Raw genomic sequence first — 23,602 nt, forward strand, 5'->3', positions numbered from 1 at the left:
GGGGCCACGGATCCGGCCCCGGTGAACCGCCGCCCGGGGCCGCCCGGCCGCCTACCGGTCACCCGGCGCGCGACCGCCGATCTCAGTCCTTGACGACCTCCACCCAGTAGCGGCCGTCACCGTCACGGTGGGCGCCGTGGATGTCGGTGGCCAGGTCGGGGAAGGCCCGATCGAAGTCCTCCAGAGCCCGCAGATAGGTCATCAGCGGGCCGTCGGCCGGGCCGGTCGCCTCGCCGGGCATCAGCATGGGGATCCCGGGCGGGGTGACCACCACCGTGGCCGCGGCGACCCGCCCCGGCAGGCCGTCCAGCGAGACGCGCTCGGTGCGGGCCCGGATCATGGCCTGGTAGCAGTCGGCGGGAGTCGACACCGCCTCGGGCAGGGTGGTGAAGACCTGGTCGAGCAGCTTCCCGACACCGGAGTCGCGCAGCTTCTCATGGACCAGGGTGCAGAACTTCTGCAACGAGATCGCGGACGGCCCGAAGCCCGGCAGCACCTCCGCCAGGTCCAGATCGTTGTCGTAGGCGTTCTTGAAGTCGGTGAGCGCGTCGATCAGCGTGCCCCACTTGCCCTTGGTGATCCCCATGGAGAACAGCACCAGCAACGTGTGGTCGCCGGTCTTCTCCACCACGATGCCGCGCCGCTCCAGGTAGGCGGCCACGACGCGGGCCGGGATGCCCCAGTCGAGCGTGCCCGTGGCGGCGTCGGCACCCGGGCAGGTGATCGTCACCTTGACCGGGTCGAGCAGGCAGTAGCCCTCGGACATCCCGTCGAACCCGTGCCAGGCGGCCCCCTCGTCCAGGGTCCAGCACCGGGGCTCGGCGCACAGCAGCGCAGGGTCGGCGTCGGCGAACGAGACGTCCTGACCGGTGCGCGGGTCGGTGACCGTGGGGGGCTGCCAGACGCCGAAGAACCAGTCGGGCCGCAGGCCGTCCTCGCGGATGCGGGCGGCCAGCCGTACCATCGCCTGCCGGAAGCGGACCGCCTCGACGATCGCCTCCCCCGTCAGGAACGGCCCGGACGGGCCGTCCATCATCGCCGCCGCGACGTCCAGCGAGGCGATCATCGGGTAGAGCGGCGAGGTGGAGGCGTGCATGAGGTAGGTCTCGTTGAACGCGTCGTAGTCGACCGGCGCCCGCTCCGCCGGGCGGACGTGCAGCATCGCCGCCTGCGACAACGCGGCCAGCAGCTTGTGGGTCGACTGGGTGGCGAACACGGTGGGACGCCCCGCGCCCGGCAGCGTGCGCTCGTCGATCGCCATGCCGTAGCGGCCGGCGTAGAGGGGGTTGAACCGGGCGTAGGCGAACCACGCCTCGTCGAAGTGCAGCCGCGGCACGCTGGCGCCCAGCAGCTCGCCGACCCGCACCGCGTCGTAGCACACCCCGTCGTAGGTGGAGTTCGTGATCACCGCGTACGTCGGGTCCCCGGCGGCGAGGGGGTGGGCGGCCACCCGGTCACGGACCGCGTCCGCCTGCAGTACGGCGGGCGGGATCGGGCCCGCCAGCCCCAGCCCGTTGCGCTCGGGTACGAGGTAGACCGGGCGGGCGCCGCTGATGGCCAGCGCGTGCTGGACCGACTTGTGGCAGTTGCGGTCCACCAGGACCGTGTCGTCACGGGCGATCGCGTGGTGACCGACGATGCGGTTGGCGGTGGAGTTGCCGTTGACCACGAAGAACGTGCGGTCGGCGGCGAAGACGCGGGCGGCGTTGCGCTCGGCCTCGCCGATCGGGCCGGTGTGGTCGAGCGGCGATCCCAGCTCGGTGACGGAGATGGACAGGTCGGTGCGCAGCAGCCGCTCGCCGTAGAAGTCGAAGAACGCCCGCCCCACCGGCGACTTGAGGAACGCCACCCCGCCCGCGTGCGCCGGTGTGTGCCAGGAGTAGCGATGGTGGTCCTGAAGGCGCCGCAGCGCGCTGAAGAACGGCGGAAGGATCTTCTCGGCGTACTGCTCGGCCGCGTGGGCGATGCGCCCGGCGATGAACTGCGGGGTGTCCTCCAGCGGGAAGACGTAGCCCTGGATGACCTCGTACACCCACAGCGGAAGCTCCTGCTCCTGCGTCATCAGGAAGACGGGCAGGCCGCGGAACCGTTTGGCCACCGCGCCGAGCAGTTCCTCGGCCCCCGGCGCGTCCCATGCCGCCAGCACAGCCGTCAGCGACGCGTCCGACCCGACCACCGCCAGGGCGTCCTCGGCCCGGTGGGTCCAGCGCACCTGGAGCCCGTGCTCGTCCATCGCCGCGCACACGCGGCGGAGCTGATCGGCGAGTGCCGAATCGGCGTCGGGACGTTCGGTGACGGCGGCCAGAACCGTTCGCTCCATGCGGCACTCCGTGATCGGGGGGAAGGGATCGGGGAAAGGGGTGGAAGACCTCCACGCAATAGTAACGGTGTGTCGTCGATTGGCAACTCTGTGCAATGAGATGAAAGTGGCGAACGAGGGGGCGGGCCTGACCGGCCGCGCGCAGGTGGTGGTGCCGTCCTGCGCATGCGGCGCGGCCAGGCCCGCTTACCGGCCTGATCCGCCGCCTAGGGCGGTGGTGTGCGGATCAGCCGAGGTTCCAGACGGAGGAGATGCGGTCGTTCCAGCCGCTGGGGACGAGGTTGGGGATGTCGGTGAACGGTGCGACGAACAGGGAACTGCCACCGAAGTTGATGTGCTCGTAGTAGCGGACCGAGCAGTTCGTGCCGCCCATGGAGCTGATGACGTCGTTCCAGTCGTGCAGGTGCAGGGGCCCGTGGTGGACGCTGGTCAGGTCGTTGTGCGCTTCTCGGGCGGCACACCAGAACCAGTCACCGGCGTACTCCACGTGCTCGAACATCTGGACCTGGCCCCACGTCGCGGGGCGCGGGTCCCGCGCGGCCCCTGCCTGGGCCAGTTGCGAGGCCGCCCACAGCGCGCCGTTGAGCGCGCTGTCGTCGGTGAGGGCCGACAGCCGCTCGGGGCCGTAGATGTAGGTCAGCGGACGGCCGTCGAACCGCGACAGGTCGCGGGGGTCGTGCTCGACGCCGTCCACGACCACCGCCATGGCGGGTGCCGGGTGCGTGAGGGGCTGCGTGGAGGTCGCCCTGGGCGCGCTCAGCACCTGGGCGGCGTCCATCTTGACGGGCGGGGCCGAGCGGGGCGCGCTGACGGCCTTGCTGACGAGTGCCTCCAGCGTGGTGATGCCCTGGTCGCGCAGCAGCGCCAGCACGTCGGCCTCGGCCAGTCCCCCGACGTGGTCGGAGAACTCCAGGAAGCGCTCGACCTGGCGGCGGGCGGGGGTTGAGATGCTTTTCACGGGTGTTCCTCCCCTGTGAGTGGTGCGAACTCCTTCATGGTCGGGTGAGGCGGCGGCCCGGACATCCCCCCAGTGTTGGGGATGGCGTTCAGGTGGTGAAGGCGGCCATGAGCTCGTCCCTGCCGGCCGCGCCGGTCTTGCGGAAGACCGCCTTCAGGTGGTCGTTCACCGTGTACGCGGACAGGCCGAGCAGCCGCGCGATCTGCTTCGGCGCGGCTCCCCTGCACAGCAGTTCCAGCACGCCGCGCTCGCGCGGCGTGATCGCGTACCAGTCGCAGAACGAGGGCAGCATGAGCGCGCCCGCGGCCGACTGGATGACCACGGCCACGTCGCCCGTGCCGTCCTCGTCCAGGGCTTGGCCCTCGACGGCGAGCCAGCGGCCGTAGTGGGCCGCGGGGGCGCAGATGAGCGGCCGGCCGCCGCCCGATCCGCGGACGTGCTCGCCGGCGTCGATCGCCAGCGCCGTCACGAACGTGTCGGCCAGCCAGGCGTGCGTGCCGTGCCGGACAGGGCCGCGCAGCCGCTCGAGCCACGCCTGGGCCTGCGGGGTCACGGTACGGATCGTGCGGTCGGGGCCGACGACGATCACGCCGGCGGGCAGCGCGGCCGCGGTGGGCGCCAGCGGGCCCGCGGTGACGTACCGGCGCAGCGCGGTCACCAGCGCCGGGCCGAGCAGCGCCGCCCTGCGCAGGTCGTCGCCGGTGAAGGGGTGGTCGTCGCAGGCGCGCACCAACCCGAGCAGCCCCCACACGCCGCGGCTGTCACGCAGGAGCAGCCGCAGCTCGCAGGAGACGCCGCAGGCCGCGAACGCCCGCCGCGCCCCCTCGTCGGCGCCGGCCACCGCGACCGGCACCTGCCGGCGCACCAGGGACGAAGGCCGGCAGGGATCGCCGTGGGTGTGACGGTGGGCGAGCAGGGCCGTGGCGAGTTCGCGTTCGTACCGGTGCCAGAAGCTGAACGAGCCCTGCCCGAGCCCGGTCGCCGGACTGGTGCCGATCAGGCGCAGCGCGTCGTGCCGTACCCACGGCGCGATGGCCGCGGAAAGCGCGGCGCCGAGATCCTCGGCGGCGATGGCCCGATCCATCAGCGTGCGCAGTTCGTGGACCACCCGGTCCTGGCATGAGGTCACGCCGCTCACGTCAGCACAGCGTGGAAAGCATCGGCAAGCGGAGGGTAGCGTTTTGGCTACTCTCAGTTTGAGCAGGCCCTAGCCGGGCGCACCCTGCCGTTCGGGCAGGGACCAGCTCGCCAGCAGCCGCAGCGCCTCCTGCGAGGGCGAGCCAGGCTCGGCCGCATAGGCCACCAGCACCTGGTCGGGCTCTCCGGTCACCGTGAACGACTGGAAGCTCAGCGACAGCTCGCCCACCACCGGATGACGAAGCTGCTTGGTCCCGCGCGTCTTCTCCAGCACGTTGTGATCGGCCCACCAGCGGCGGAAGTGCGCGTTCTTCACCGACAGCTCGCCCACCAGCGCTGCCAGCAGGGCGTCGTCCGGATACTGGGCCGCCTTCAGCCGCAGGTAGGCGACGACCTCCCTGGCCTTCTTCTCCCAGTCGACGAAGATCTCCTTGCTCGCCTCGTCGAGGAAGCAGAAGCGCGCCCAGTTACGGTGCCTGCCCAGGTCGGTGTAGAGCGCGGAGGCCAGGCGGTTCCAGGCCAGCAGCTCGCTCCTGTGGTCGATCACGTAGGCGGGCACGCCCTCCATCGCGTCGAGCAGGTGCCGCAGCTGAGGGCCGACCGTGCGACGGGTACGCCGCGAGCGCTGAGGTGCGCGCACCGGCCTGGCCAGACTGAACAGGTAGGTCCGCTCGTCCTGGTCCAGACCGAGCGTCCTGGCCAGCGCGTTGAGCACCTCTTCCGACACCCCGCCGCCGCGTCCCTGCTCCAGCCGCGTGTAGTAGTCGGCGCTCATCCCTGCCAGCTGGGCCAGCTCCTCCCTGCGCAGGCCGGGCACGCGGCGGCGTCCGCCGTACGACCGCAGGCCCGCCTCCTCGGGACGGACGCGCGCGCGACGCGACTTGAGGAACTCACCCAGTTCGTTCACCCCTCGATTATCGGTCCGCCCGGCCGCGCGTGCCTGGTCCTGTCAGACCCAGGAAAACCAGGTCCCTGGGTACGGCATGCGGCGGGCGGCAGAGTCGGCGCCATGACCGACAACCTCGCGGGCCGTACCGCCATCATCACCGGAGCATCCAGCGGCATCGGAGCCGCCACCGCCACACTGCTGGCCGCCAGGGGTGCCAGGGTCGCGCTGCTGGCCCGCCGCGAAGAGCGGCTGACCGACCTCGTCCAGGAGATCAAGCAGGCCGGAGGGGAGGCGATCGCCGTCGCCGCCGACGTGGCCGACTCCGCTTCGGTGGCCGCGGCCGTCCAGCGGGTGCTCGGCGTCTTCGGCGGGGTGGACCTCGTCGTCAACAACGCCGGGATCATGCTGCCCGCCCCCGCCGAGCAGGCCGACCTCGCCGACTGGGAGAGCCAGATCGACGTCAACGTCACCGGCGCGCTGCGCATCGTCCACGCGCTCACGCCCTCCCTGCTGCGGGCGGCGGCCACCGGGCCCGCCGACCTGATCAACATCTCCTCGATCGCCTCGCACGTGCCTTTCCCCAGCTTCGCCGCCTACACCGCGAGCAAGGCCGCCGTCACCCACCTGTCCACGACCCTGCGCGCCGAGCTCGGCGGCCGTGGGGTGCGGGTCACCGCCGTCGAGCCGGGGGTCGTCGCCACCGAGCTGCAGGGGCACGTCACCGATCCCGCGGTCAACCAGTGGCTCGACGGGCTGATCGGCAGCATCGAGGTGCTGTCGGCCCAGGACGTGGCGGAGGTGATCGCGTTCACGGCGGCTCAGCCGGCACATGTCAATCTCTCGCGGATCACCATGTATCCGACTCGGCAGGTGTAACGAGCCCGGACCTGGGCGACGGTGTGGGAGCGGCCGGGTTTCGAGCCGCTCCCACACCGTGTGGACGCTCAGGGGGGAGCCGGCTGGTAGGGGCACGGGCAGCGCCCGCTCAGCCCGGGGAGGCCGGCGGGCCCTGGTGCCCGTCGGCGCGGGCGGATGCCTGGCTAGGTCAGCTGTCCGACGGTGAACCCGGCCAGCAGCTCGCCGTCGGGCGGGATGACGCCGTAGCTGCTCTCGGGCAGCTCGTTCCAGGCTCCCGGCAGGTCGCCGAGCGGCTCGGACACGACCAGGCGGGTGTCGGCGGACAGCCCGCGCAGCCACGCGACATCCGGGTGCAGCGAGCGCAGGGACTCGACGCTGGAGCTGTAGAACAGCGTGCGCGACTGGCGCCGGCTGGAGTAGCGGAAGACCCACACCCGCTCGCCGTTCGACGTCGCGACCGTCATCTGCAGCGGGAACTCGATGCCGTGCTCGTGGCCGAGCCGTTCGACCAGGCCGGCCATGCGGGCCACGGCCTCCGGCGGGTCGTCGTCCAGGCCGAACGTCAGTGCCAGGTAGAACATCACCTCCGAGTCCGTCGTGCCCTCGATGCGGGAGAACAGCGCGGGGTCGACGGCCATGCACAGCTCCCGCCGGAGCCGGTCGAAGCCGGTGACCACGCCGTTGTGCATCCACAACCAGCGTCCGTACCGGAAGGGGTGACAGTTGGTCTGCTGCACCGCCGTACCGGTCGACGAGCGGATGTGGGCGAAGAACAGCGGCGAGCGGACATGCTCGGCGATCTCCCGCAGGTTGCGGTTGTTCCACGCCGGGCCGGTGTCCCGGAAGATCGCGGGGGTGCCGATACCGACGGTGTACCAGCCGATGCCGAACCCGTCGCCGTTCGTCGTCTCCACGCCCATCCGGGAGCGCAGGCTCTGGTCGATCAGCGACGGCTGCGGACGGTACAGCACGTCGCACAGCAGCATGGGCGTTCCCGAGTAAACGAGCCATCTGCACATGAGCCACGCCTTTCCTCAACAGGTCGTACAACCTCCGCCGTACCCTCTCGGCCGGGTGGTATGGCGTGGCCTGCGCGCGACGGTGCCGGCGAAGGAGCAGGTCAGTGACCGGAGCCCCGTGCGGGTGGGCCCGCACGTGAGGTCGTCAGGCGGCGTACCGCCGCAGGAACATGTCGACACCCTCGCGGATGAGGCGTTCGGCGAGGTCGGCGGTGAGCGTGGTCCCGAAGGAATTGAAGATCAGGTGGGGGTAGACCGTCAGCCCGAAGAACTGGATCGTGGCCACCTCGATGTCGCCGACGGCGAGCCGGCCACGCTCGGTCAGGTGGCCCAGGATCTCGCCGAGGAGCCCGGCGAACCGGCCAGGCCCGCGCTCCTGCCAGGCCCGGCCGATCTCGGGGAAGCGGCGCAGCTCGCCGGTGACGAGGTTGCGCAGCTCCGGCCGCGGGGGCTCGATCGCCTCGGCGACCATGGCGCGCGCGGTGCGCGTGAGCACCTCGCGTACGTCCTCCGCGGCCAGCACGTCGGCCTTGACCTGGGAGAGTGTCGAGCCGATCTCGTCCAGCGCGTCCTCGACCACCGCGGTGAACAGGTCTTCCTTGCAGCCGAAATGGTTGTAGACGGTCACCTTGGACACGCCGGCGGTGGCGGCGACCACGTCGACGCTGGCGTCGAAGCCGTCGCGCAGGAACACCTCGCGCGCGGCGGCGACGATGGCGCGCCTGCTGCGCTCGGCGCGCTTGCCGGTGGGAGCGGATGCGGCGGTGCCTCTGGCCATGGCGCCATCCTACCCGACAACTGAACGATTGAGTACAGTAAAACTTTCCTGTACCGTACAGTTCAGTTAATTCGAGGAGGTTCGCCATGCCCGATACCGTCACCACCGGCACCCTCGCCGTACCCGGCGCCCGGCTGCACTACGAGGTGCGCGGCCAGGGGCCCGTCGTGGTCCTGGTCGGCGCCCCGATGGACGCCAGGTCGTTCGAACCCCTGGCCGACCTGCTGAGCGCCGACCACACGGTGCTCACCACCGATCCGCGCGGCATCAACCGCAGCCCCGTCGACGACCCCGGCCAGGACTCCACGCCCGAGATGCGTGCCGACGACCTCTCGCGGCTGCTGACGCACCTGGGCGCCGGTCCCGCCGCCGTCCTCGGCTCCAGCGGCGGCGCCGTCAGCGCGCTGGCCCTCGCCCAGGCGCATCCCGACCAGGTCCACACCGTCATCGCGCACGAGCCCCCGCTGATCGAGTTGCTGGAGGACCGCGAGGAACTCCGCAAGGGCACCGAGGAGATCATCGCGACGCATCTGGCGGGGGACGCCCGCGGAGCGTTCCGCAAGTTCCTGGAGCAGGCGAACATCTTCCTGCCCGAGGAGGTGTTCGAGCACATGGTCGGGGGCGATCGCGACCCGCAGGACGTCGCGGACGCGGACTTCCAGCACACGCACATGCTGCGGCCCACGGTCCGATGGGTCCCCGACGTGCACGCCCTGCGCTCGGGGAAGCCGCGGATCGTGGTGGGGATCGGCACGGACTCGGCCGGGCAGCTCTGTGACCGCTCCTCGCGAGCCCTGGCGGACACGCTCGGGGTCGAGCCGACGATGTTCCCGGGGGACCACGTCGGGTTCGCGGGGGATCCCGAGCGCTTCGCCGCCCGGCTGCGTGCCGTACTCGCAGAGGCCGACCTCTAGCGTGTCTCGGGGCCGCACTCCCCGGATGCCGGCGCGGGCCGATCACGGGCGACGGGGCCGGCCCGCACGGTCGGGATGCCGGTGCGGGCCGATCACGGGTGACGGGATCGGCCCGCACGGCCGGGCCACCGACGCGGGCCGATCCCGGTCTCAGGACGCGAGGCGCGGCGCCGCGGCGAGCGCACGGCGGAGCCGGTGGCCCCACGCCCGTTCGCCGACCCTCATGAGATGGGATCGCCGGCGCGGGGTGGTCGCGCGAGGGCCCGGCCCGAGAGGTGCCGCTCGATCAACGCCAGATCCGCTCGGTCCTTCGGGCGGCCCAGGAGCCGCTTCCAGCGGCGTACGTCCGCCAGGGACTCGTACCTGAGGCCGTCGACGACCTCGGACCGGGCGATCAGCTCGTCCACGGTGCCGGCCTCGGCGAACCAGCCGTTGAATATCTCGATCCTTCCGTCCAGGACCGCGACCTTCTCGACGTGCTCGCCGAACGGAGACGGCTCCGGCGCGCCGAACGCGCACGCCCTGGCCCAGGCCTGGCCACGGGCGACCACGTCGAGGTCGCGGATGTCGTCCTTGATGCCGTGGGCGAGGAGCGGCCCGCTGCCCGCGATGACGAAGTCCGCCGGGGGAAGCTCGAGCGACAGCAGTGCTCGGACCAGGGGATGGTCAATGGCTCTCATGAGAGCTCATTCTCGGCGCTTGTCCGCCGCGGTCCGGCCGGTGGCAGGGCATGCCGGAGCAGCGCTATCTCAACGCCCGGGCCGCCCGCCTGCCCTGAGCCGAGCCGGCGCCCGCCGTAACGTCAGCACCCTGCCCTGGGCAACCCGCCGTACGTCACCACCGCACGCTGCGCGACCCGCTCCCTGCCGTGCCTCAGACCGCGCCTCGGGACGTGCCTCAGCGCCACACCTTGTCGAGGAACCCGGCGACGAGCGGGGCGATCTCGGGCAGCTTCTCCTCCAGAGCGAAGTGGCCGGTGTCGAACAGGTGCAGCTCGGCGTCGGGCAGGTCGCGCAGGTAGGCGTGGGCGCCGGGCTCGGGGAAGAACATGTCGTGGCGCCCCCAGGTGATGAGCGCCGGCGGGGTGTGCTCGCGCAGCCACGCCTGCCACCTGTCGTACTGCTCGACGTTGGAGTGGTAGTCGAAGGCCAGCGCGACCTGCGCCTCCTTGCGCCCGGGCAGGTCGAGGAAGTGCTGGTCGAGGGTCCAGCCGTCGGGGGCGACCGCCTCGGGGTCGCCGGTGCCGCCTTCGTACTGGCCGCGCGTGCTCTCCAGCGTGAGCAGCCCGCGCACGGTCTCCTCCGCCCCCGCCACCTCCGGGCGCAGCGCGATGAAGTCGCGCGCACCGGCCGACAGCCCGTCCTCGTAGGCGTTGCCGTTCTGCACGATCAGGCCGGCGATCCACGACGGGTTGCGCAGGGCGAGGCGGAAGCCGACGGGCGCGCCGAAGTCGAAGACGTACATCACGAAGCGCTCCAGCCCGAGCCGCCGCACGAAGCCCTCGGTGATGTCGGCCAGCCGGTCGAAGGTGTAGGTGAAGTCGTCGGGGGCCGTGGTGTGGCCGAAGCCGGGATAGTCGGGGGCGATCAGCCGGTAGCGGGCGCCGAGCGCGTCGATGAGCCGCCGGTACTGGTGGGACGCCGACGGGAAGCCGTGCAGGAGCAGCAGCACGGGGGCGTCGGGATCCTCGGGGAGCGACTCCCGGTAGAAGACCTTCACCCCGTCGACGTCGACGAACCTGTGCACCACACGCGGGACCAACATGTCACATGCCTCCGTAGCGAGAAGATGCATTAGTTATAGCACTAATGGGTCATGATGGCGATGTACCATTAGAACCATGCTCATCGGAGAGCCCCTGGCGCTCGACCTGATCAATACCCGCCCGGCCGGCACCGACCTGATCGCCACCCCCGAGGGGCTCAGACGCTGGCTGGACCTCGAGACCGACCGGCTGCCGGGCCTGGACGGCCTGCCGTCGGCGGCCGACCTGGCCGCCGTGCACGCCGTACGCGACCACGCCGGCACCGCCGTCCACACGCTCATGCGGGGTGAGCGGCCCGCGCCGGCCGCGCTGCGCGGCCTCAACACGGCCCAGCGCGCGGCGCCCGCGGTCAGGGAGCTGCGCTGGGACGGCGAGGCGCTCACCGCGGTCCCCGTCCGCACGGGTTCGCCGGGTGTCCGGCTGGCCGCGATCCTCGCCGAGGCGGCTGCCGACCTGTTGAGCGATCCCGCCGCCGGGAGGATCCGGCAGTGCGCGGCCGACGACTGCGTGATGCTGTTCCTGCCCGCGCACCCCCGGCGGCGCTGGTGCTCGGCCGCGCTGTGCGGCAACCGGGCCAGGGTGGCGCGCTACTACCAGCGCCACAAATCAGTGTGAAACTTGCCGGATGAGATCATTACTTGTCGCGATGTGCATGGCGCTCGCGGCGGCGATCCCCGCCTTTCCCGCGCATGCCGAGACCTATTCCTACGCCGACGCGATCCGCGAGACCGCGTGGGTGGAGCTCGACGTCGACCTCGATCGCGACGGCCACAGGGACCGCCTGGCCGCCGACGTCATCCGGCCCGCCGAGCCGGCGGCGAGCGGGCTCAAGGTGCCTGTCCTGATGGACATCAGCCCCTACTACGCCTGCTGCGGCCGGGGCAACGAGGCCCAGAAGAAGACCTACGACGCCGACGGCAAGCCCACCGGCTTCCCGCTGTACTACGACAACTACTTCGTGCCGAAGGGCTATGCGGTGGTGCTCGTCGACATGTCGGGCACCAACCGGTCGACCGGCTGCATGGACAGGGGCGGCCGGCACGACGTGGCCGCGGGCGCCCAGGTGGTGAACTGGCTGAACGGCAGGGCCCGCGCCTACACCAAGCCGTTCGGCGGCGAACCGGTGGCGGCCGGCTGGTCCACCGGCGCGGTCGGCATCTGGGGCAAGTCGCACGACGGCTGGCTGGCCAACGGCATCGCCACGACCGGGGTGCGCGGCCTGAAGACCGTGGTGTCGATCGCCGGGAACACCGACATCTACCGCACCTACAACGCCAACGGCGCCTGGCGCGGTTACGTCCGGACCGACGACGGCCCGCCGCGGCTCTACAACGAGCGCGCCATGCGGCTGTGCAAGCCGTTCACCGAGGAGCTGAACCGGCTGGAGGGCAACGACGGCGACTGGAACCGCTACTGGCAGGAGCGCGACTACCCCGGCAAGGCCGACCGGGTGCGGGCCAGCGTCTTCGTGACCCAGGGGTTCGGCGACTACGCCGTGGCGGCGTCGAACTTCTCCCTGTGGTGGCAGGCGCTGCGGGTGCCGCGCAAGGCGTGGCTGTTCCAGGGCGGGCACGTGGACCCGTTCGACCTGCGCAGGGCCGACTACGTGCGCACCGTCGAGCGGTGGTTCGACAGGTGGCTGCGCGGCGTCGACAACGGCGTCGACCGCGAGCCTGCCGTGACGATCGAGCACGCCCCCGACCAGTGGCGCGAGGAGCAGGCCTGGCCCGCGCCGGGCGCGCGGCCCCGTACGTGGTGGCCGGGGCAGGACGGCCTGTCGACCACCCCGCCCCCGGCGTCGGCGCGGGCCACCTTCCAGGACGACCCCGACATCGGCCGGTTCGAATGGGTGAAGGAGGGGCCCTCGAACCACCGGCTGCTGTACAGGTCCGAGCCGCTGGCGGCCGACACCCGCCTGTCGGGCACCGGCAGGATCACGGTGACGATGAAGTCCTCCACGCCGGTCGCCAGGGTGGGGATCGCGGTGGTCGACTACGGCCCCGCCACCATCAGGGACTACGTCGACATCACCGGGACGGGCGGCATCCGCACCCTCACGACGCGCTCGTGCTGGGGTGAGGGCAGCGCCACCGACAGCGCCTGCTACCTCGACACCGAGACCGCCACCACGACCGTCGACCACGAGATCGTCGCCACCGGATGGGCGGACCTCGGCCACCACGCCACGTTGCGGCGCGGCGTGCCGCTGGACCCCGAGCGGTTCTACACGATGAGCTTCGACCTGTCGCCGCTCGACCACGTCGTGCCCGCCGGGCACCGCATCGGCCTGGTGATCGGCGGGACGGACTACTGGGAGTTCCTCGAACCCGGCCAGCGGCCCACGCTCACCGTCGACCTGGCCAGGACCACGCTGACCCTGCCCACGGTCGGCTGACCCCCGCTCCGAGGCATCCACCCGGGCGGACGAACGGCGCGGCGGAAATGGTGCGGGCCGACGAAGCCCGCCGCTCCCGCAGTCAGCAGGATGAACCGATGACCGACCTCACTCCCCTGCAGCGCCTGCTCGACAGCGAAGCGACATCCCGCCACGTCCCCGGTGCCGCCGTCGGCGTGCTCGCCGACGGCGTGCAGCACATCCTGACCACCGGCGTCACCAGCGTCGACGCGCCGGCCCCCGTGACCGGCGACACGCTGTTCCAGATCGGGTCGACCACCAAGACGGTCACCGCGACAGCGGCCATGCATCTCGTCGAACGCGGCCGGCTCGACCTGGACGGGCGCGTGCGGCAGTACCTGCCCGGCTTCCGGCTCGCCGACGAGCGGGCCGCGGACGAGCTGACCGTCCGGCACCTGCTGACCCACACCGGCGGATTCCTCGGCGACATCGACGACGGCGAGAGCTGGGACACCTCGGCGCTGGCCGACTCGATCGGCACCTACGACCGGCTGCCCCAGCTCTTCCCGCCCGGGGCGCTCGCCTCCTACAACAACGCCGGGTTCCGGCTGCTCGGCCGGATCGTCGAGGTCGTGTGCGGCGAGCCGTACGAGCAGGCGGTCAGGCGCATCGTGCTCGAACCCCTGGACATGAGCTCCAGCTTCTTCTTCCCCTGGGAGGTCGCGACGCGGGCGCACGCGGTCGGGCACGCCGTACGCGAGGACGGCCCGCGGGTGGCGCACACGTGGGGGCTGTTCCGCGAGGGCATGGCCGAGGGCGGGCTGGTCTCGTCGGTGCGCGACCAGCTTCGCTACGCCGCCTTCCACCTGGGCGCCGACGGCGAGGCGCCGATCTCGGCGGCCACCAGGGAGCTGATGCGGGCCGAGCACGTGCGGGTCGGGGCGCCGTGGACCGGCATCGGGCTGCCGTGGCTGCTGGAGGAGCAGGCGGGCGTGCGGCTGGTCACGCACGGAGGCAACATCGGCAACCTGCAGCTGTCCACGTTCGTGCTGGCGCCCGAGCACGGCTTCGCCGTCACCACGCTCACCAACTCCGCGCCCGGCAAGGCGCTGGGCGCGCTGGTGACCGACTGGTGCCTCGAGCACCTGCTCGGCGCGAAGCCGCAGGCCGTACGGCTGGCGCTGCGGGCACCCGCGCCGGAGTACGCGGGCGGCTACGACGCCGGGCAGTGGACCTTCGAGGTCGACGAGAACCTGACGGCGCGGTTCGTGCTGCGGCCCGAACTGGTGAGCGCGGGAGTGGAGGGCATGCCGGACCTGCCGCTGGCGCTGGTCGAGGGCGGTGACGAGGTGACGATCGCCGCCGACCCGCGGCGCGTCGTGGGCCGCTTCCTTCGCGACGACGCGGGTGAGATCGCCTTCCTGCACCTGGGCGGCAGGGCCGCCCGGCGGATCCCGACATCATGATCCGCGGCACCGCCGAGCACAGGTCTGTATTGAAATAGGGAAGCAACCGGCCCCACTTCTCGGCAGAGAAGGCGCCGACGCCGTCAAGGACCACTTCGTGGCGGTCCTCCAGCAGGTCGGCCATCGGCTGTCCCGAGTGACGGTCAGCCGCAGCGGCCGGGGGGCGATGCCGTACGGCTCGCGCCCTCCCCACGAGGCTGCGAGCCGTACGGTCAGGGGCCGGGTTTCAGCCCCCGATCCACACCGCCGCCAGGATGATGAGAATCACCGTCTCGGCGACGTCCAGCCGTCCCGCCCACCCGGAGAAGCGGCGCAGGTCGGCGGAAGGATGCCTGCCGCGGCTGAAGGATCGCGCCGCGATCAGCACCAGCGGGATGGCGCGCCCCGCCGCGACCCCCAGGAACGGAAGAACGGCCGGCCACCAGTTCGGCGCGCCCAGTGGCCACAGCACCAGCAGGTAGAGGCCCGGCGACGACAGAGCGGTGGCGAGCCCGGTGCCGAGCGCCACGCCGAAGACTCCGGCGTAGGGGACGGGGCCGAGCGCCGCCCAGTGCCGCGGGACCCGCCACGGGCTGCCCTCCAGCCGTACCGGCAGGAGCCCGCCGGCCACCAGCGCCAGGACCAGGGCCACGCCGCCGAGCGCCCACGCCGGAAGCCCGCCTGTGACCTCGCCCAGCAGGTAACCCGTGGTCGCGGTCGCCAGCGCTCCCAGCGGAAGGCCGGCGGCATAGGCCGCGACCGCGAACGCCTTCAGTTGCTCTCTCCCCCGGACCGGAGGAGACGCGATCACGTGGACCGCGTTACCGCCTCAAGGCGTCTGCAGCCCCTGGATGCCGCTCAGGATGCCGAGCAGCGCCAGCAGCGGAATCTCCCAGCCGTCGGCGACCCTGGGGACGGACAACGTCACGGCGCTGACGCCGACGCCCGCCACGAGAGCGGGGCCGGCGACCGACCACCTGGGGCTCAGCGGAACCGTCAACCGCATGAGACCCCTCCTGGATTGATCACGACCAGACCGGTCATCGGCCGTTGCAGTAGCAGTAGCTTCCCCCGCACTTGCAGTCGCAGCAGTAGTAACCGGGCGAGTACGACCAGCAGGCCCCTCCGCCGCAGCCGTTGTAGTAGCTGCACCCCGCGCTGCTGAGGCAGTCGCTTCCCGAGCATCTGCTCGATCCGCAGTAGCCGCTCCCGAACGGCCCGGTGCATACCGCCGCCTGCACGGGCGACTGCCCGACGGTCAGCCCGGCAAGGGTTCCGAAAGCGGCCGCGGTGGCCCCACGCAGCACCTGGCGGCGGTTGACCCTCGACGCGGTCCAGGTGAGCAGTCGTTTCATCGGGAAGTGCTCCTCTCCTCTGTGGGCGCGGACAGAACTGTGAGCTGGTTGGCCTCGTGGGCGGCCAGTTCCAGGCCGTCGAGGCCGTTGACGATCCCGCGTGACCGCACCCGGCCGTCATGGCCGACCGCGACCGAGAACGGGGTCAGGCCGACCTCGTACCGGGCGGCGATACGGCCTCGGGGATCGGGGACGACGCGGATCACGGAGGCCAGGTCACCGGCCCATTCACGAACCGCGCGGGGATGGCCGTCGCAGATGACCACCACCAGGACGTCGGGGTGCTCCGCCGCGAACCTCCGCAGCACCGATCGCAGGGCACCGCACAGGGTGCATCCGGTGGAGGCGAACACCGTGATGAAGGGACGGTCCTGCGCGGGAAGCGTCACGGCTGCGCCGTCCAGATCCCTCGCGTCCAGGGCCGGGAAGAGGCTCCCCTCGTCGGGACCGTGCGCGACCCGTCCCTCCGGACTGGTCATGTACATCTGCCCGAAGTGGTGGTAGAGGGCGAACACCGCGCCCACCAGCACAGCGACGAGAACCCACAGAACGACATACGAAATCACGAACAACGTACTCATGTGCACCTCGTGCTCGATCCGGCAGCGGCGGGAGCGGAACCGCCGGGAGTCACCTGCTCCCTCTGAGCGTCGAGCGGAACCTTTCGAACTGGATCGTCCGCCCCAGCAGTGCGAAACAGGCGATGCAGGCCACCCCGAGCAGCACGCCGGTCAGCGCGGCCGGCAGGGCCGTCGGGTCGGTGATCGGCGACGTCGCTCCCGGGCCGCCCACCGACGCTCCGGGGCCGCCCGTCGACAGCGCGAGAAGAACGAGACTCCCCGCGAGAAGAACGGCCGCCCGGACAGCGCTGACCGATGTCGGGACACCGGAATCCAGCGCTCCGAAACAGCGGCAACTCTCAGAGACACCCAGACGGGCGGCGTTCACCAGGACGGCGGTGAATCCCAGGGACAGTCCGGCGGCTCCCAGGGCCGCCCACCATCCCGTTCCGGCGATGAGGCCGAGCCCCACGACCGCCTCGCAGAGGGGGACCGCCCCCCGCGAGATCCGCACCAGGACAGGAGGGACCGCCATGGCTTCGAGGAAAGGGGACAGCGAGGCACCCCCTCCCGCCTTCATGAGGGCGGCGAAGACCAGCTGGAAACCTATCGCCGTCTGGAGGACGACGACCCACTGCCCCGAGCCGCTCAAGACGAGACCAGCTCCGGGAGGGACCGGGCGACCTTGACGAGTTCGTCGGCCCCGACGTCGCGCGGCGCCCTGAGCGCATAGGTGCCGCCCGGGGCGTTGACCGTCACCGAGTGCGCGTTCGGCGCCCAATACCGGTCGCCGTCAGGTCCGGTGAACATCCAGAGGCCGTCGTGGTAGACGGCGCTCGCCCCGGGAATCCCGAGGTCCACAGCGATTCCCGGACGGTTCTCCGTGCCCTCCAAAGTCCGGCCCGGCTCGGCGACGAAACAGACAACGAGCGGTGAGGCCTGCTCCTCGTGACTGGAGCCACGCGCGTACACGAGTGCGATCTGGTTTTCCAGGGTGCCGAACCCGGGGGCCTCAGGCCCTTCCGTCCGGAACTGGAACTTGAATCCTCGGAGGACGTACGAAGGCTGCAGATTTCTCGTTTCCACAGTTCTCCTCATTCTCCCTGCAGATGATTTGACGGAACCCCCTGAGCACCGAAAATCGATAACCTCACTCATGTGATCACACGGGTTGATCTTCGTCAACACTGAAGGTCAACTTGTTTTCACCATCGATTCGAATCGCGCCCATTCTCATTCCCGGACGATAACCTGCCTGGTCACAGCATGATCGCTTCGCATGCCGCTCTCTCGCACCCAGGTCGACGGGGGTCCCGTACGACACCGAACCACCCGGACCCGACGATCTTCGGCTGTCGAAGCCGGTCACGCGCACCCCGGATCCGTTCCACCCTGAAATCCGAAGCCCAAGGCACGACATGGTCCCGTGCGGCCGGAACCACGGGCCGGAAAACCAGGGATCCATTTCACCGCCGACCGCCTAATGCATTCGCCTCGCAGCGCTCGTGACATGCGGATTTACCGGCAACCGAAGAGGGCGGCACATCAGGACGGACACGATGCGCCTTTTTCATCCCCGGGCCGCCGCGGAGTTTCTGCGGCCCGAAATAATCCGCACCGGGCCACCAGGGCGACCCGCCAAGGCCGATGCACATGTCCGTGTCGGCGACGGTCGCCAGCGGCTTGTTGCGCAGCCCTTGGCTCCCAAGATATAACCTAGGATCACTAGGCAGATCCGAATGACTCTAGGGACGGTGGTGTGCGCATGGCGCGGGCCGGGTTGACGGCGGATCGGGTGACGCTCGCCGGTGCCGAGCTGGCCGACGAGGTCGGGTTCGACCACGTGACCATGTCGGCGGTGGCGCGACGACTCGGGGTGAAAGACGCCAGCCTCTACGCGCACGTCCGTCACCTGGCGGACCTGCGCGGGCGGATCGCGCTGCTCGCCGCCGACGAGAAGTCCATCCGCATCGCGGAGGCCACCGCCGGGCGGGCCGGAAAGGATGCGCTGGTGGCGTACGCGAACGCCTGGCGGCAGTACGCCCACGACCACCCGGGCCGGTACACGGCGACGCAGATCCCGACGGAGATCGATCCCGAGCTCATGGCCCGAGCGCCCGGGCCACGACGCGCGGTCGAGCTGACCTACAGCATGCTGCGCGCCTACGCGCTGGACGAGCCCGCCCTGACCGACGCGGTCCGGCTGATGCGCAGCATGTTCCACGGGTTCATTGGCCTCGAGGCCGCGGGCGGGTTCGCGCACGCGCGCCCGGCCGAGGACTCCTGGGTCCGCTGCCTCGACGCCCTGCACGACCTCCTGGAGCACTGGCCCGCATACCATGAAGGAGACCCGACATGACCGGCCCGACCATCGGCCACCTGCGCGTCGACGGCGCCACCCTGCGCTACGAGGTGCGCGGGAAGGGCCCCCTTCTGCTGCTGATCCCCGGCGGCACCGGCGGCGCGGCCTCCTTTGACGGCGTCGCCGACGAGCTGGCCGCCGAGTACACCGTCGCCTCCTACGACCCGCGCGGCCTGTCCCGCAGCCCGCTGGACGACCCGGAGGCCCGGCAGCGGGTCGCCCAGCACGCCGACGACGCGTTCCAGCTGCTGGAGCTGCTGTCTCCAGCCGCGCCCGCCCGCGTGGTCGGCTGCAGTTCGGGGGCGATCGTCGCGCTGCACCTGCTGGCCACCCGTCCCGAGCGGATCGAACGCGTCGTGGCGCACGAGCCGCCGGTGGTCGAGGTGCTGCCGGACGCCGCCGAGCATCGCGCGCTGCTCGCCCGCGTCCAGGACACCTTCCTGCAGGACGGGCTGATGCCCGCGGCGGCCCTGCTCGCGGCCGGTCTCAGGCGGCCCGGCGCCGATCCCGTCGACGCCCGGGCCACCGAGCTGCCGCCGCAGGCGAAGGAGCGAGCCGAACGAACGATGGCCGACATGCCCTACTTCATCGGGCGTATCATCCCGACCTTCATGGCCTACGCCCCGGACGTGGATCGGCTGAAGGCCCTGTCGGACCGGCTCGTGCTCGCAGGCGGAGCGGACTCACGCGGTGAGCTGCCCTACCGTCCCGCCGCCTTCCTGGCCGAGCGGTTCGGCACGGAGCTCGTCCACTTCCCCGGCGGGCACACGGGCCTCAGCACGCACCCCGCCGAGTTCGGCGAGCTGCTCCGCAAGGTGCTGAGCGTCCAGTCGTACGGCTGAGCGCCCGTCCCCGGACCGTACATCGGTGATCCGTCAGGCGGACCGCCTGTGCTCGCCGTGGCGAGCACAGGCGGTCGGACGGGTCACCGCTGGTTCCTTTCAGGGTCCGGGCGGGCCGTGGCGACCTCCTCGTGGGCCGGACGGCCGGCGGCTGAGGTCGGGCCAGCCGCCGGGCGGGCCTGTCGCGCCCGGTCCAGGACAATGAGGGGTAGCGCGGCCGCGGCGAGGGCGGCGCCGATCAAGCAGACCGACGTGAGTGCGGCCCCTTGCGTCAGGGAGACCGCCGCCAGGACCGGGGTGATGCTGATACCCAGCTGGAATGCCGACACGGTGGTGGCGCCGGCGAGGGTCGGCGCCTCGGCGGCGAGAGCGAAGACGCGTCCGTAGACGGCGGGGTTCAGCACGAACGCGGCGACGCCGAGCAGGAACACCGTGGGCACCACCGCCCAGGCCTGCTGGATCACGACAGCCATCACGACCGACAGGATCACGATCGCCGACGCGCCGGTGAGGAGTGCGACGTGCGGGCGCTTGTCGGAGATGCGGCCGCCGATGGACAGGCCGACGAAGGCGCCGACCCCGAACAGCGCGAGGATCGCCGGGATCCAGACCTCGGGGATGGCGGTGATGTCGGCGAGCATGGCCGCCAGGTAGTTGAACGTGATCATGTACGCCGCGGTGGTCAGGATCGTGATCGCGTAGATGCCCCACAGCATCGGTTTCCGCATCGTGGCCAGTTCCCGCGAAACACTCGGCTCGGCGGGCCGGTTGCTGTCGGAGTCGGCGGCGGGAAGCCCGAGGAGGCAACCGATGATCCCGGCGACGGTCAGAGCCACCACGGCCCAGAAGCCGCCGCGCCACTGGATGAAGTGGCTGAGCAGCGTGCCCGCGGGGCCGCCGGCGACCATGGCCACGCTGAGCCCGCTGACCACGACTCCGGAGGCGCGGGCGTTCCGGTCCGGCGTCACCAGGCTGATCGCGGTCACCGACGCGACGGCGAAGAAGCCCGCGTAGGCGATACCCGCGACCACCCTCGTCAGCAGCAGGACCTGGTAGTCGCCCAGCAGGCCGACGACGATGCTGACCGCGAAGAGGCCCTGGGTCGCCACCAGCGCCGTACGGCGCGGCCAGTGCAGACTGAGCACGGCGAACGGTGGCCCGCCGATCACGACGCCCAGCGCGAACGCGGTGATCAGGAACCCGGCCGAGGAGAGCGTGACCTCCAGATCGGCGGCCACCGCCGGCAGTACGCCGGCCAGCAGGAACTCCGCGGTTCCCATCGCGAACAGGCTGAAACTGAGCAGGTACACGCCGGCAGGCAACCGGTCGGAGCGAGTGTTCCCGGGCGTCTCCGCGGTGATGCCGGCCATCAGATCGCACCCCCGGCGTCGAGCCCGCCACCAGACGAGACGGCGGCAGCCGGCTCCCGTTCGAGCAGCCGGCCGGTCATGCCGATGGCGGCGGCGACGACCTGTGCCCCGGGGTCGACCACGTTCCCGCCTGCCCAGACCTCCGGGACATGCGTGGCACCGGGCGAATCGGCGGCGCCGAGTCCAGGGACCCCGTCCCTGGTCAGGTACCCGTGCGGGTGGTCGGCGGGCCCGTTCCCTGGCTGAGCGCCGCCGACGACCGGGGCCGCGAACCGTGCTCTCGCGGGCACGAACCCGGCCCGCGGGTCGGCGGCTCCACCGCCGACGATGACCGGGTCCCACAGCACCTCTGACACCGATCCGCTCGTTGAATCCGTTGTTGCGTCCATGCGGATCACCTCCATCGAGAGGATCGGGAGATCTGACCGAAATCAACAAACTCCATTGCTGATTCCGGGACACATTGGTTGACTGCATCCCATGGACGAGCAGCCGACCGTCAGCGCCGTGATAGACCAGATCGCTCCCCGGCTGCGACGCGCCCGCGAGAAGAAGGGCATCAGCCTGGCCGACCTCGCGCGCGCCACTGGCATCTCGACCAGCACGCTGTCCCGGCTGGAATCAGCCCAGCGCAAGCCGAGCCTCGAGCTTCTCCTGCCGATCACCGCGGCGCTGGGCATCCCCCTCGACGAGATCGTCGCCGCGCCCCGGATAATCGATCCGCGCGTGCCGCAGCAGCCCACCGGAAAGAACGGCCGGGTGCTGATCCCGTTGTCGCGGCATCAGGGAGAGCCACGCGCGTACAAGATGACCATTCCAGCGCACGACGAAGAGCCCCACCTGCGCACCCACGCGGGCTACGAATGGCTCTACGTCCTCCGCGGACGGCTCCGCGTGAAACTGGGTCACCACGACTTCATCATGGGAGCCGGCGAAGCAGCCGAGTTCGACTGCCAGATTCCGCACTGGTTCGGCGCCGCCGGCCGCGGCAGCGTCGAAGTACTCAGCCTCTTCGGGAAGCAGGGCGAACGCATCCACCTGCGCACCTCACGGCGCTGACGCAGGAGCACGCGCACATCGGTGTGCGGTGGGCGGGTTGAAGTGCCTTCTTCCGTCATGGATGCATGGTGGACCAGACTCTCGAGGTGCGCACAGAACATAACCAACGCACAGAAAGTGCGGTACCTCATGTTTGACCCACCGAAGAGATCGGGAACCAGGCCGGCCACCACCGGGCTGGAGATCCCGCATGACCAGATCGACCAGTTCTCTCCCGCACCGATCCGGGAAGCGCTGATCGAACAGGCCCGCGCCCTGCCGGGAGTGTTCCTCGGGCCGAGCCAGGTCTCCGAACCCGCCTCGCTGGCGCTGCGGCTGCATCGGCCCGCCGGACCGTGGGAGGCGTTCCTGCACCCCAGCCCGGACGAGTTCGCCCACATCCATCGCGCCGGTTTCCTGCACCTCACCCTTCCTCAGCCGATGATCGCCCCGCTGGTGGCGGCGGGCTGGGCCGAACCGCACCCGATCAGCCTGCGCCCGCAATGGCCGGACACGATCGTCATGCTGTACGCCCCTCGCGACGAGGACGAACTGTCCGTCGTCGGCACCGCACTGCGGGCCTCCTGGCGCCAGGCGTCGCTCGAGGAGGAGTGACCGGACCGCGCCGCCCCGGGCGCGCCGGTCCGCACCGATCCGCGCCGCATCCGCACGGCGCGAGCCCGCCGCGGCAGATCCGCTCGACCTGAGCACGCCCGGACAGGTCACTCGACCTGAGCACGCCCGGACAGGTCCACTCGACCTGAGCACGCCCGGACAGGTCCACTCGACCTGAGCACGCCCGGACAGGTCTACTCGGCTGAGCGCATCCGGACCGATCCGCTCGACCTGTCGGCCGGCCCGGGTGCGAGGGTGGTCATGCGGGCCTGCCCGGCTGTGCACGCCCGGGCGCGACGAGGGCACTGGCCGCCCATCGTGGGCGCCGCCCCCTCGGGTGGGCCGCCGGTGGACGGTCGCCCGAGGCGGCCGAGGACGGGAGGCGTCAGGAGGGTCGGCCGCCGAGCCGCAGGAGCCGGTCCACCAGGGCCTTGGCCTGGTCCGGCCCCATGGGGGCGTTGAAGAACATGGCGTGGAAGTAGACCGGGGCCTGGACGATCTCCATGAGCTCGATCAGCGCGGGCGGATGCTCGCCTCGCTCCTTCGCGCGGTCCAGCATGGCCTGCAGCTGCACGCCGCGCTCGATCAGGTAGATCCGGTCCTCGGCGTTGCCGGAGCCGACCATGGCCGCGCGCAGGAAGAGGCGCCCGGTCGGGGCGGCGATGTCCCGGGCCAGCTGGACCGCGTAGGCCTCCAGGTCGCCCCGCAGCGTCCCGGTGTCGGGGATCGGGGACGTACGGCGCAGCAGCTCCATGACCACGTCGTCGACCAGGCCGGTCACACTCCCCCAGCGGCGGTAGATGGTCGCCTGGTGCACCTCTGACCGCTCGGCGACCTTGGCGATCGTCAGCTCGTCCCAGGTCGATTCCTGGAGCAGCGCAATCACCGCCTCGTGCACGGCGACGCGGACGCGTGCCGTACGGCCGCCGGGGCGTCGTTGCGTGGTCATGCCGGCCATCTTAACGCGAAGCCTCTTGCGTTAGCGATGCATCGAGCCTTACCTTAATCACGAAATTTCTCG

The 23,602-nt window shown here is 71.1% G+C and carries 26 protein-coding genes; 9 read left to right on the plus strand and 17 right to left on the minus strand.

What is annotated here, in order from left to right; genetic code table 11:
* Positions 1-82: 82 nt before the first annotated feature.
* The 4 genes from ACWEVS_RS25990 to ACWEVS_RS26005 form a co-directional block, all read right to left on the minus strand.
* Positions 83-2,320: an Orn/Lys/Arg family decarboxylase gene (locus ACWEVS_RS25990; protein ID WP_452553766.1), complete on the minus strand. Its 2,238-nt coding sequence runs from the start codon at positions 2,318-2,320 to the stop codon at positions 83-85.
* A 226-nt stretch (positions 2,321-2,546) separates the two neighbouring features.
* Positions 2,547-3,278 (minus strand): hypothetical protein, encoded by a 732-nt coding sequence (locus ACWEVS_RS25995; protein WP_452553768.1) that lies wholly within the window; start codon positions 3,276-3,278, stop codon positions 2,547-2,549.
* Between the two features lie 88 nt (positions 3,279-3,366).
* Positions 3,367-4,416, minus strand: coding sequence for a LuxR C-terminal-related transcriptional regulator (locus ACWEVS_RS26000; protein WP_449928968.1), 1,050 nt, complete (start codon positions 4,414-4,416; stop codon positions 3,367-3,369).
* Positions 4,417-4,485: 69 nt separating this feature from the next.
* Positions 4,486-5,322: a helix-turn-helix transcriptional regulator gene (locus ACWEVS_RS26005; protein ID WP_449928970.1), complete on the minus strand. Its 837-nt coding sequence runs from the start codon at positions 5,320-5,322 to the stop codon at positions 4,486-4,488.
* A gap of 102 nt (positions 5,323-5,424) precedes the next feature.
* On the opposite strand from ACWEVS_RS26005, the gene ACWEVS_RS26010 reads away from it, so the two are divergent.
* A complete protein-coding gene (locus ACWEVS_RS26010; RefSeq protein ID WP_452553769.1) occupies positions 5,425-6,180 on the plus strand; it encodes an SDR family oxidoreductase in 756 nt (251 codons plus the stop codon).
* A 164-nt stretch (positions 6,181-6,344) separates the two neighbouring features.
* On the opposite strand, the gene ACWEVS_RS26015 is transcribed toward ACWEVS_RS26010, so the two are convergent.
* Positions 6,345-7,181 carry a class II glutamine amidotransferase gene (locus ACWEVS_RS26015; protein WP_449928974.1) on the minus strand — a complete coding sequence of 279 codons (837 nt, stop codon included), beginning with the start codon at positions 7,179-7,181 and terminating at the stop codon, positions 6,345-6,347.
* Between the two features lie 145 nt (positions 7,182-7,326).
* Entirely contained in the window at positions 7,327-7,959 is a 633-nt protein-coding gene (locus ACWEVS_RS26020) for a TetR/AcrR family transcriptional regulator (protein ID WP_452553770.1), read from the minus strand.
* An 86-nt stretch (positions 7,960-8,045) separates the two neighbouring features.
* Between ACWEVS_RS26020 and ACWEVS_RS26025 the strand changes: the two genes are divergently transcribed.
* Complete coding sequence (locus ACWEVS_RS26025; RefSeq protein ID WP_449928978.1) at positions 8,046-8,873, plus strand: alpha/beta fold hydrolase; 828 nt, start codon at positions 8,046-8,048, stop codon at positions 8,871-8,873.
* Between the two features lie 221 nt (positions 8,874-9,094).
* Here ACWEVS_RS26025 and ACWEVS_RS26030 read toward each other — a convergent pair whose 3' ends face one another.
* The gene (locus tag ACWEVS_RS26030; RefSeq protein WP_452553772.1) at positions 9,095-9,553 is read right to left on the minus strand and encodes a hypothetical protein; all 459 of its coding nucleotides are present in this window, start codon (positions 9,551-9,553) and stop codon (positions 9,095-9,097) included.
* Between the two features lie 217 nt (positions 9,554-9,770).
* Complete coding sequence (locus tag ACWEVS_RS26035; RefSeq protein ID WP_354916040.1) at positions 9,771-10,637, minus strand: alpha/beta fold hydrolase; 867 nt, start codon at positions 10,635-10,637, stop codon at positions 9,771-9,773.
* Between the two features lie 76 nt (positions 10,638-10,713).
* Here ACWEVS_RS26035 and ACWEVS_RS26040 point away from each other — a divergent pair, with 76 nt between their 5' ends.
* The 3 genes from ACWEVS_RS26040 to ACWEVS_RS26050 all read left to right on the plus strand — a co-directional run bounded on the left by ACWEVS_RS26040 (position 10,714) and on the right by ACWEVS_RS26050 (position 14,460).
* The gene (locus ACWEVS_RS26040; protein ID WP_452553774.1) at positions 10,714-11,253 is read left to right on the plus strand and encodes a CGNR zinc finger domain-containing protein; all 540 of its coding nucleotides are present in this window, start codon (positions 10,714-10,716) and stop codon (positions 11,251-11,253) included.
* A 10-nt stretch (positions 11,254-11,263) separates the two neighbouring features.
* Complete coding sequence (locus ACWEVS_RS26045; RefSeq protein ID WP_452417562.1) at positions 11,264-13,033, plus strand: CocE/NonD family hydrolase; 1,770 nt, start codon at positions 11,264-11,266, stop codon at positions 13,031-13,033.
* Between the two features lie 98 nt (positions 13,034-13,131).
* The gene (locus ACWEVS_RS26050) at positions 13,132-14,460 is read left to right on the plus strand and encodes a serine hydrolase domain-containing protein (protein WP_452553775.1); all 1,329 of its coding nucleotides are present in this window, start codon (positions 13,132-13,134) and stop codon (positions 14,458-14,460) included.
* Positions 14,461-14,686: 226 nt separating this feature from the next.
* Here ACWEVS_RS26050 and ACWEVS_RS26055 read toward each other — a convergent pair whose 3' ends face one another.
* Genes ACWEVS_RS26055 through ACWEVS_RS26080 form a run of 6 tightly spaced genes read right to left on the minus strand, consistent with a single transcriptional unit; the run spans position 14,687 to position 17,452 of the window.
* On the minus strand, positions 14,687-15,250 hold the full coding sequence (locus ACWEVS_RS26055; RefSeq protein ID WP_449928987.1) for a hypothetical protein: 564 nt from the start codon (positions 15,248-15,250) through the stop codon (positions 14,687-14,689).
* Between the two features lie 18 nt (positions 15,251-15,268).
* A complete protein-coding gene (locus ACWEVS_RS26060) occupies positions 15,269-15,445 on the minus strand; it encodes a hypothetical protein (RefSeq protein ID WP_354916055.1) in 177 nt (58 codons plus the stop codon).
* 34 nt (positions 15,446-15,479) lie between these two features.
* Positions 15,480-15,794: a hypothetical protein gene (locus ACWEVS_RS26065; protein WP_354916058.1), complete on the minus strand. Its 315-nt coding sequence runs from the start codon at positions 15,792-15,794 to the stop codon at positions 15,480-15,482.
* On the minus strand, positions 15,791-16,375 hold the full coding sequence (locus tag ACWEVS_RS26070; protein ID WP_449928990.1) for a hypothetical protein: 585 nt from the start codon (positions 16,373-16,375) through the stop codon (positions 15,791-15,793). Before ACWEVS_RS26070 ends, ACWEVS_RS26065 begins: the two co-directional genes overlap by 4 nt.
* A 49-nt stretch (positions 16,376-16,424) precedes the next feature.
* Positions 16,425-17,006: a MauE/DoxX family redox-associated membrane protein gene (locus tag ACWEVS_RS26075; protein WP_452553778.1), complete on the minus strand. Its 582-nt coding sequence runs from the start codon at positions 17,004-17,006 to the stop codon at positions 16,425-16,427.
* The gene (locus tag ACWEVS_RS26080; RefSeq protein WP_452417554.1) at positions 17,003-17,452 is read right to left on the minus strand and encodes a hypothetical protein; all 450 of its coding nucleotides are present in this window, start codon (positions 17,450-17,452) and stop codon (positions 17,003-17,005) included. The genes ACWEVS_RS26075 and ACWEVS_RS26080 overlap by 4 nt, the downstream gene beginning before the upstream one ends.
* A gap of 667 nt (positions 17,453-18,119) precedes the next feature.
* Here ACWEVS_RS26080 and ACWEVS_RS26085 point away from each other — a divergent pair.
* Together ACWEVS_RS26085 and ACWEVS_RS26090 are read left to right on the plus strand one after the other, a co-directional pair.
* Positions 18,120-18,713 (plus strand): TetR/AcrR family transcriptional regulator, encoded by a 594-nt coding sequence (locus ACWEVS_RS26085; protein ID WP_449929095.1) that lies wholly within the window; start codon positions 18,120-18,122, stop codon positions 18,711-18,713.
* Positions 18,710-19,558, plus strand: a complete 849-nt coding sequence (locus ACWEVS_RS26090) for an alpha/beta fold hydrolase (RefSeq protein ID WP_452553780.1) — start codon at positions 18,710-18,712, stop codon at positions 19,556-19,558. The genes ACWEVS_RS26085 and ACWEVS_RS26090 overlap by 4 nt, the downstream gene beginning before the upstream one ends.
* A gap of 83 nt (positions 19,559-19,641) precedes the next feature.
* Here the strand turns inward: ACWEVS_RS26090 and ACWEVS_RS26095 are convergent, their stop codons facing one another.
* The gene (locus ACWEVS_RS26095) at positions 19,642-20,928 is read right to left on the minus strand and encodes an MFS transporter (protein ID WP_452553782.1); all 1,287 of its coding nucleotides are present in this window, start codon (positions 20,926-20,928) and stop codon (positions 19,642-19,644) included.
* Complete coding sequence (locus tag ACWEVS_RS26100; RefSeq protein WP_452553783.1) at positions 20,928-21,284, minus strand: hypothetical protein; 357 nt, start codon at positions 21,282-21,284, stop codon at positions 20,928-20,930. Before ACWEVS_RS26100 ends, ACWEVS_RS26095 begins: the two co-directional genes overlap by 1 nt.
* 124 nt (positions 21,285-21,408) lie before the next feature.
* Between ACWEVS_RS26100 and ACWEVS_RS26105 the strand changes: the two genes are divergently transcribed.
* Both ACWEVS_RS26105 and ACWEVS_RS26110 read left to right on the plus strand, forming a co-directional pair.
* On the plus strand, positions 21,409-21,987 hold the full coding sequence (locus tag ACWEVS_RS26105; RefSeq protein ID WP_452417550.1) for a helix-turn-helix domain-containing protein: 579 nt from the start codon (positions 21,409-21,411) through the stop codon (positions 21,985-21,987).
* A 129-nt stretch (positions 21,988-22,116) separates the two neighbouring features.
* The gene (locus ACWEVS_RS26110; RefSeq protein WP_449929002.1) at positions 22,117-22,581 is read left to right on the plus strand and encodes a luciferase domain-containing protein; all 465 of its coding nucleotides are present in this window, start codon (positions 22,117-22,119) and stop codon (positions 22,579-22,581) included.
* Between the two features lie 385 nt (positions 22,582-22,966).
* On the opposite strand, the gene ACWEVS_RS26115 is transcribed toward ACWEVS_RS26110, so the two are convergent.
* On the minus strand, positions 22,967-23,530 hold the full coding sequence (locus ACWEVS_RS26115; protein WP_354916084.1) for a TetR/AcrR family transcriptional regulator: 564 nt from the start codon (positions 23,528-23,530) through the stop codon (positions 22,967-22,969).
* Positions 23,531-23,602 lie beyond the last annotated feature (72 nt).

The sequence above is a fragment of the Nonomuraea sp. NPDC003754 genome, from assembly GCF_053605785.1.

Coding starts and splice junctions, on each gene's coding strand:
- ACWEVS_RS26025 (WP_449928978.1), top strand. CDS start 8,046: ATGCCCGATACCGTCACCACCGGCACCCTCGCCGTACCCGGCGCCCGG.
- ACWEVS_RS26040 (WP_452553774.1), top strand. CDS start 10,714: ATGCTCATCGGAGAGCCCCTGGCGCTCGACCTGATCAATACCCGCCCG.
- ACWEVS_RS26015 (WP_449928974.1), bottom strand. CDS start 7,181: ATGTGCAGATGGCTCGTTTACTCGGGAACGCCCATGCTGCTGTGCGAC.
- ACWEVS_RS26065 (WP_354916058.1), bottom strand. CDS start 15,794: ATGAAACGACTGCTCACCTGGACCGCGTCGAGGGTCAACCGCCGCCAG.
- ACWEVS_RS26035 (WP_354916040.1), bottom strand. CDS start 10,637: ATGTTGGTCCCGCGTGTGGTGCACAGGTTCGTCGACGTCGACGGGGTG.
- ACWEVS_RS26105 (WP_452417550.1), top strand. CDS start 21,409: ATGGACGAGCAGCCGACCGTCAGCGCCGTGATAGACCAGATCGCTCCC.
- ACWEVS_RS26090 (WP_452553780.1), top strand. CDS start 18,710: ATGACCGGCCCGACCATCGGCCACCTGCGCGTCGACGGCGCCACCCTG.
- ACWEVS_RS26030 (WP_452553772.1), bottom strand. CDS start 9,553: ATGAGAGCCATTGACCATCCCCTGGTCCGAGCACTGCTGTCGCTCGAG.
- ACWEVS_RS26050 (WP_452553775.1), top strand. CDS start 13,132: ATGACCGACCTCACTCCCCTGCAGCGCCTGCTCGACAGCGAAGCGACA.
- ACWEVS_RS26060 (WP_354916055.1), bottom strand. CDS start 15,445: ATGCGGTTGACGGTTCCGCTGAGCCCCAGGTGGTCGGTCGCCGGCCCC.
- ACWEVS_RS26080 (WP_452417554.1), bottom strand. CDS start 17,452: ATGAGGAGAACTGTGGAAACGAGAAATCTGCAGCCTTCGTACGTCCTC.
- ACWEVS_RS26020 (WP_452553770.1), bottom strand. CDS start 7,959: ATGGCCAGAGGCACCGCCGCATCCGCTCCCACCGGCAAGCGCGCCGAG.
- ACWEVS_RS26110 (WP_449929002.1), top strand. CDS start 22,117: ATGTTTGACCCACCGAAGAGATCGGGAACCAGGCCGGCCACCACCGGG.
- ACWEVS_RS26010 (WP_452553769.1), top strand. CDS start 5,425: ATGACCGACAACCTCGCGGGCCGTACCGCCATCATCACCGGAGCATCC.
- ACWEVS_RS26115 (WP_354916084.1), bottom strand. CDS start 23,530: ATGACCACGCAACGACGCCCCGGCGGCCGTACGGCACGCGTCCGCGTC.
- ACWEVS_RS26085 (WP_449929095.1), top strand. CDS start 18,120: ATGGCGCGGGCCGGGTTGACGGCGGATCGGGTGACGCTCGCCGGTGCC.
- ACWEVS_RS26095 (WP_452553782.1), bottom strand. CDS start 20,928: ATGGCCGGCATCACCGCGGAGACGCCCGGGAACACTCGCTCCGACCGG.
- ACWEVS_RS26045 (WP_452417562.1), top strand. CDS start 11,264: ATGAGATCATTACTTGTCGCGATGTGCATGGCGCTCGCGGCGGCGATC.
- ACWEVS_RS26070 (WP_449928990.1), bottom strand. CDS start 16,375: ATGAGTACGTTGTTCGTGATTTCGTATGTCGTTCTGTGGGTTCTCGTC.
- ACWEVS_RS25990 (WP_452553766.1), bottom strand. CDS start 2,320: ATGGAGCGAACGGTTCTGGCCGCCGTCACCGAACGTCCCGACGCCGAT.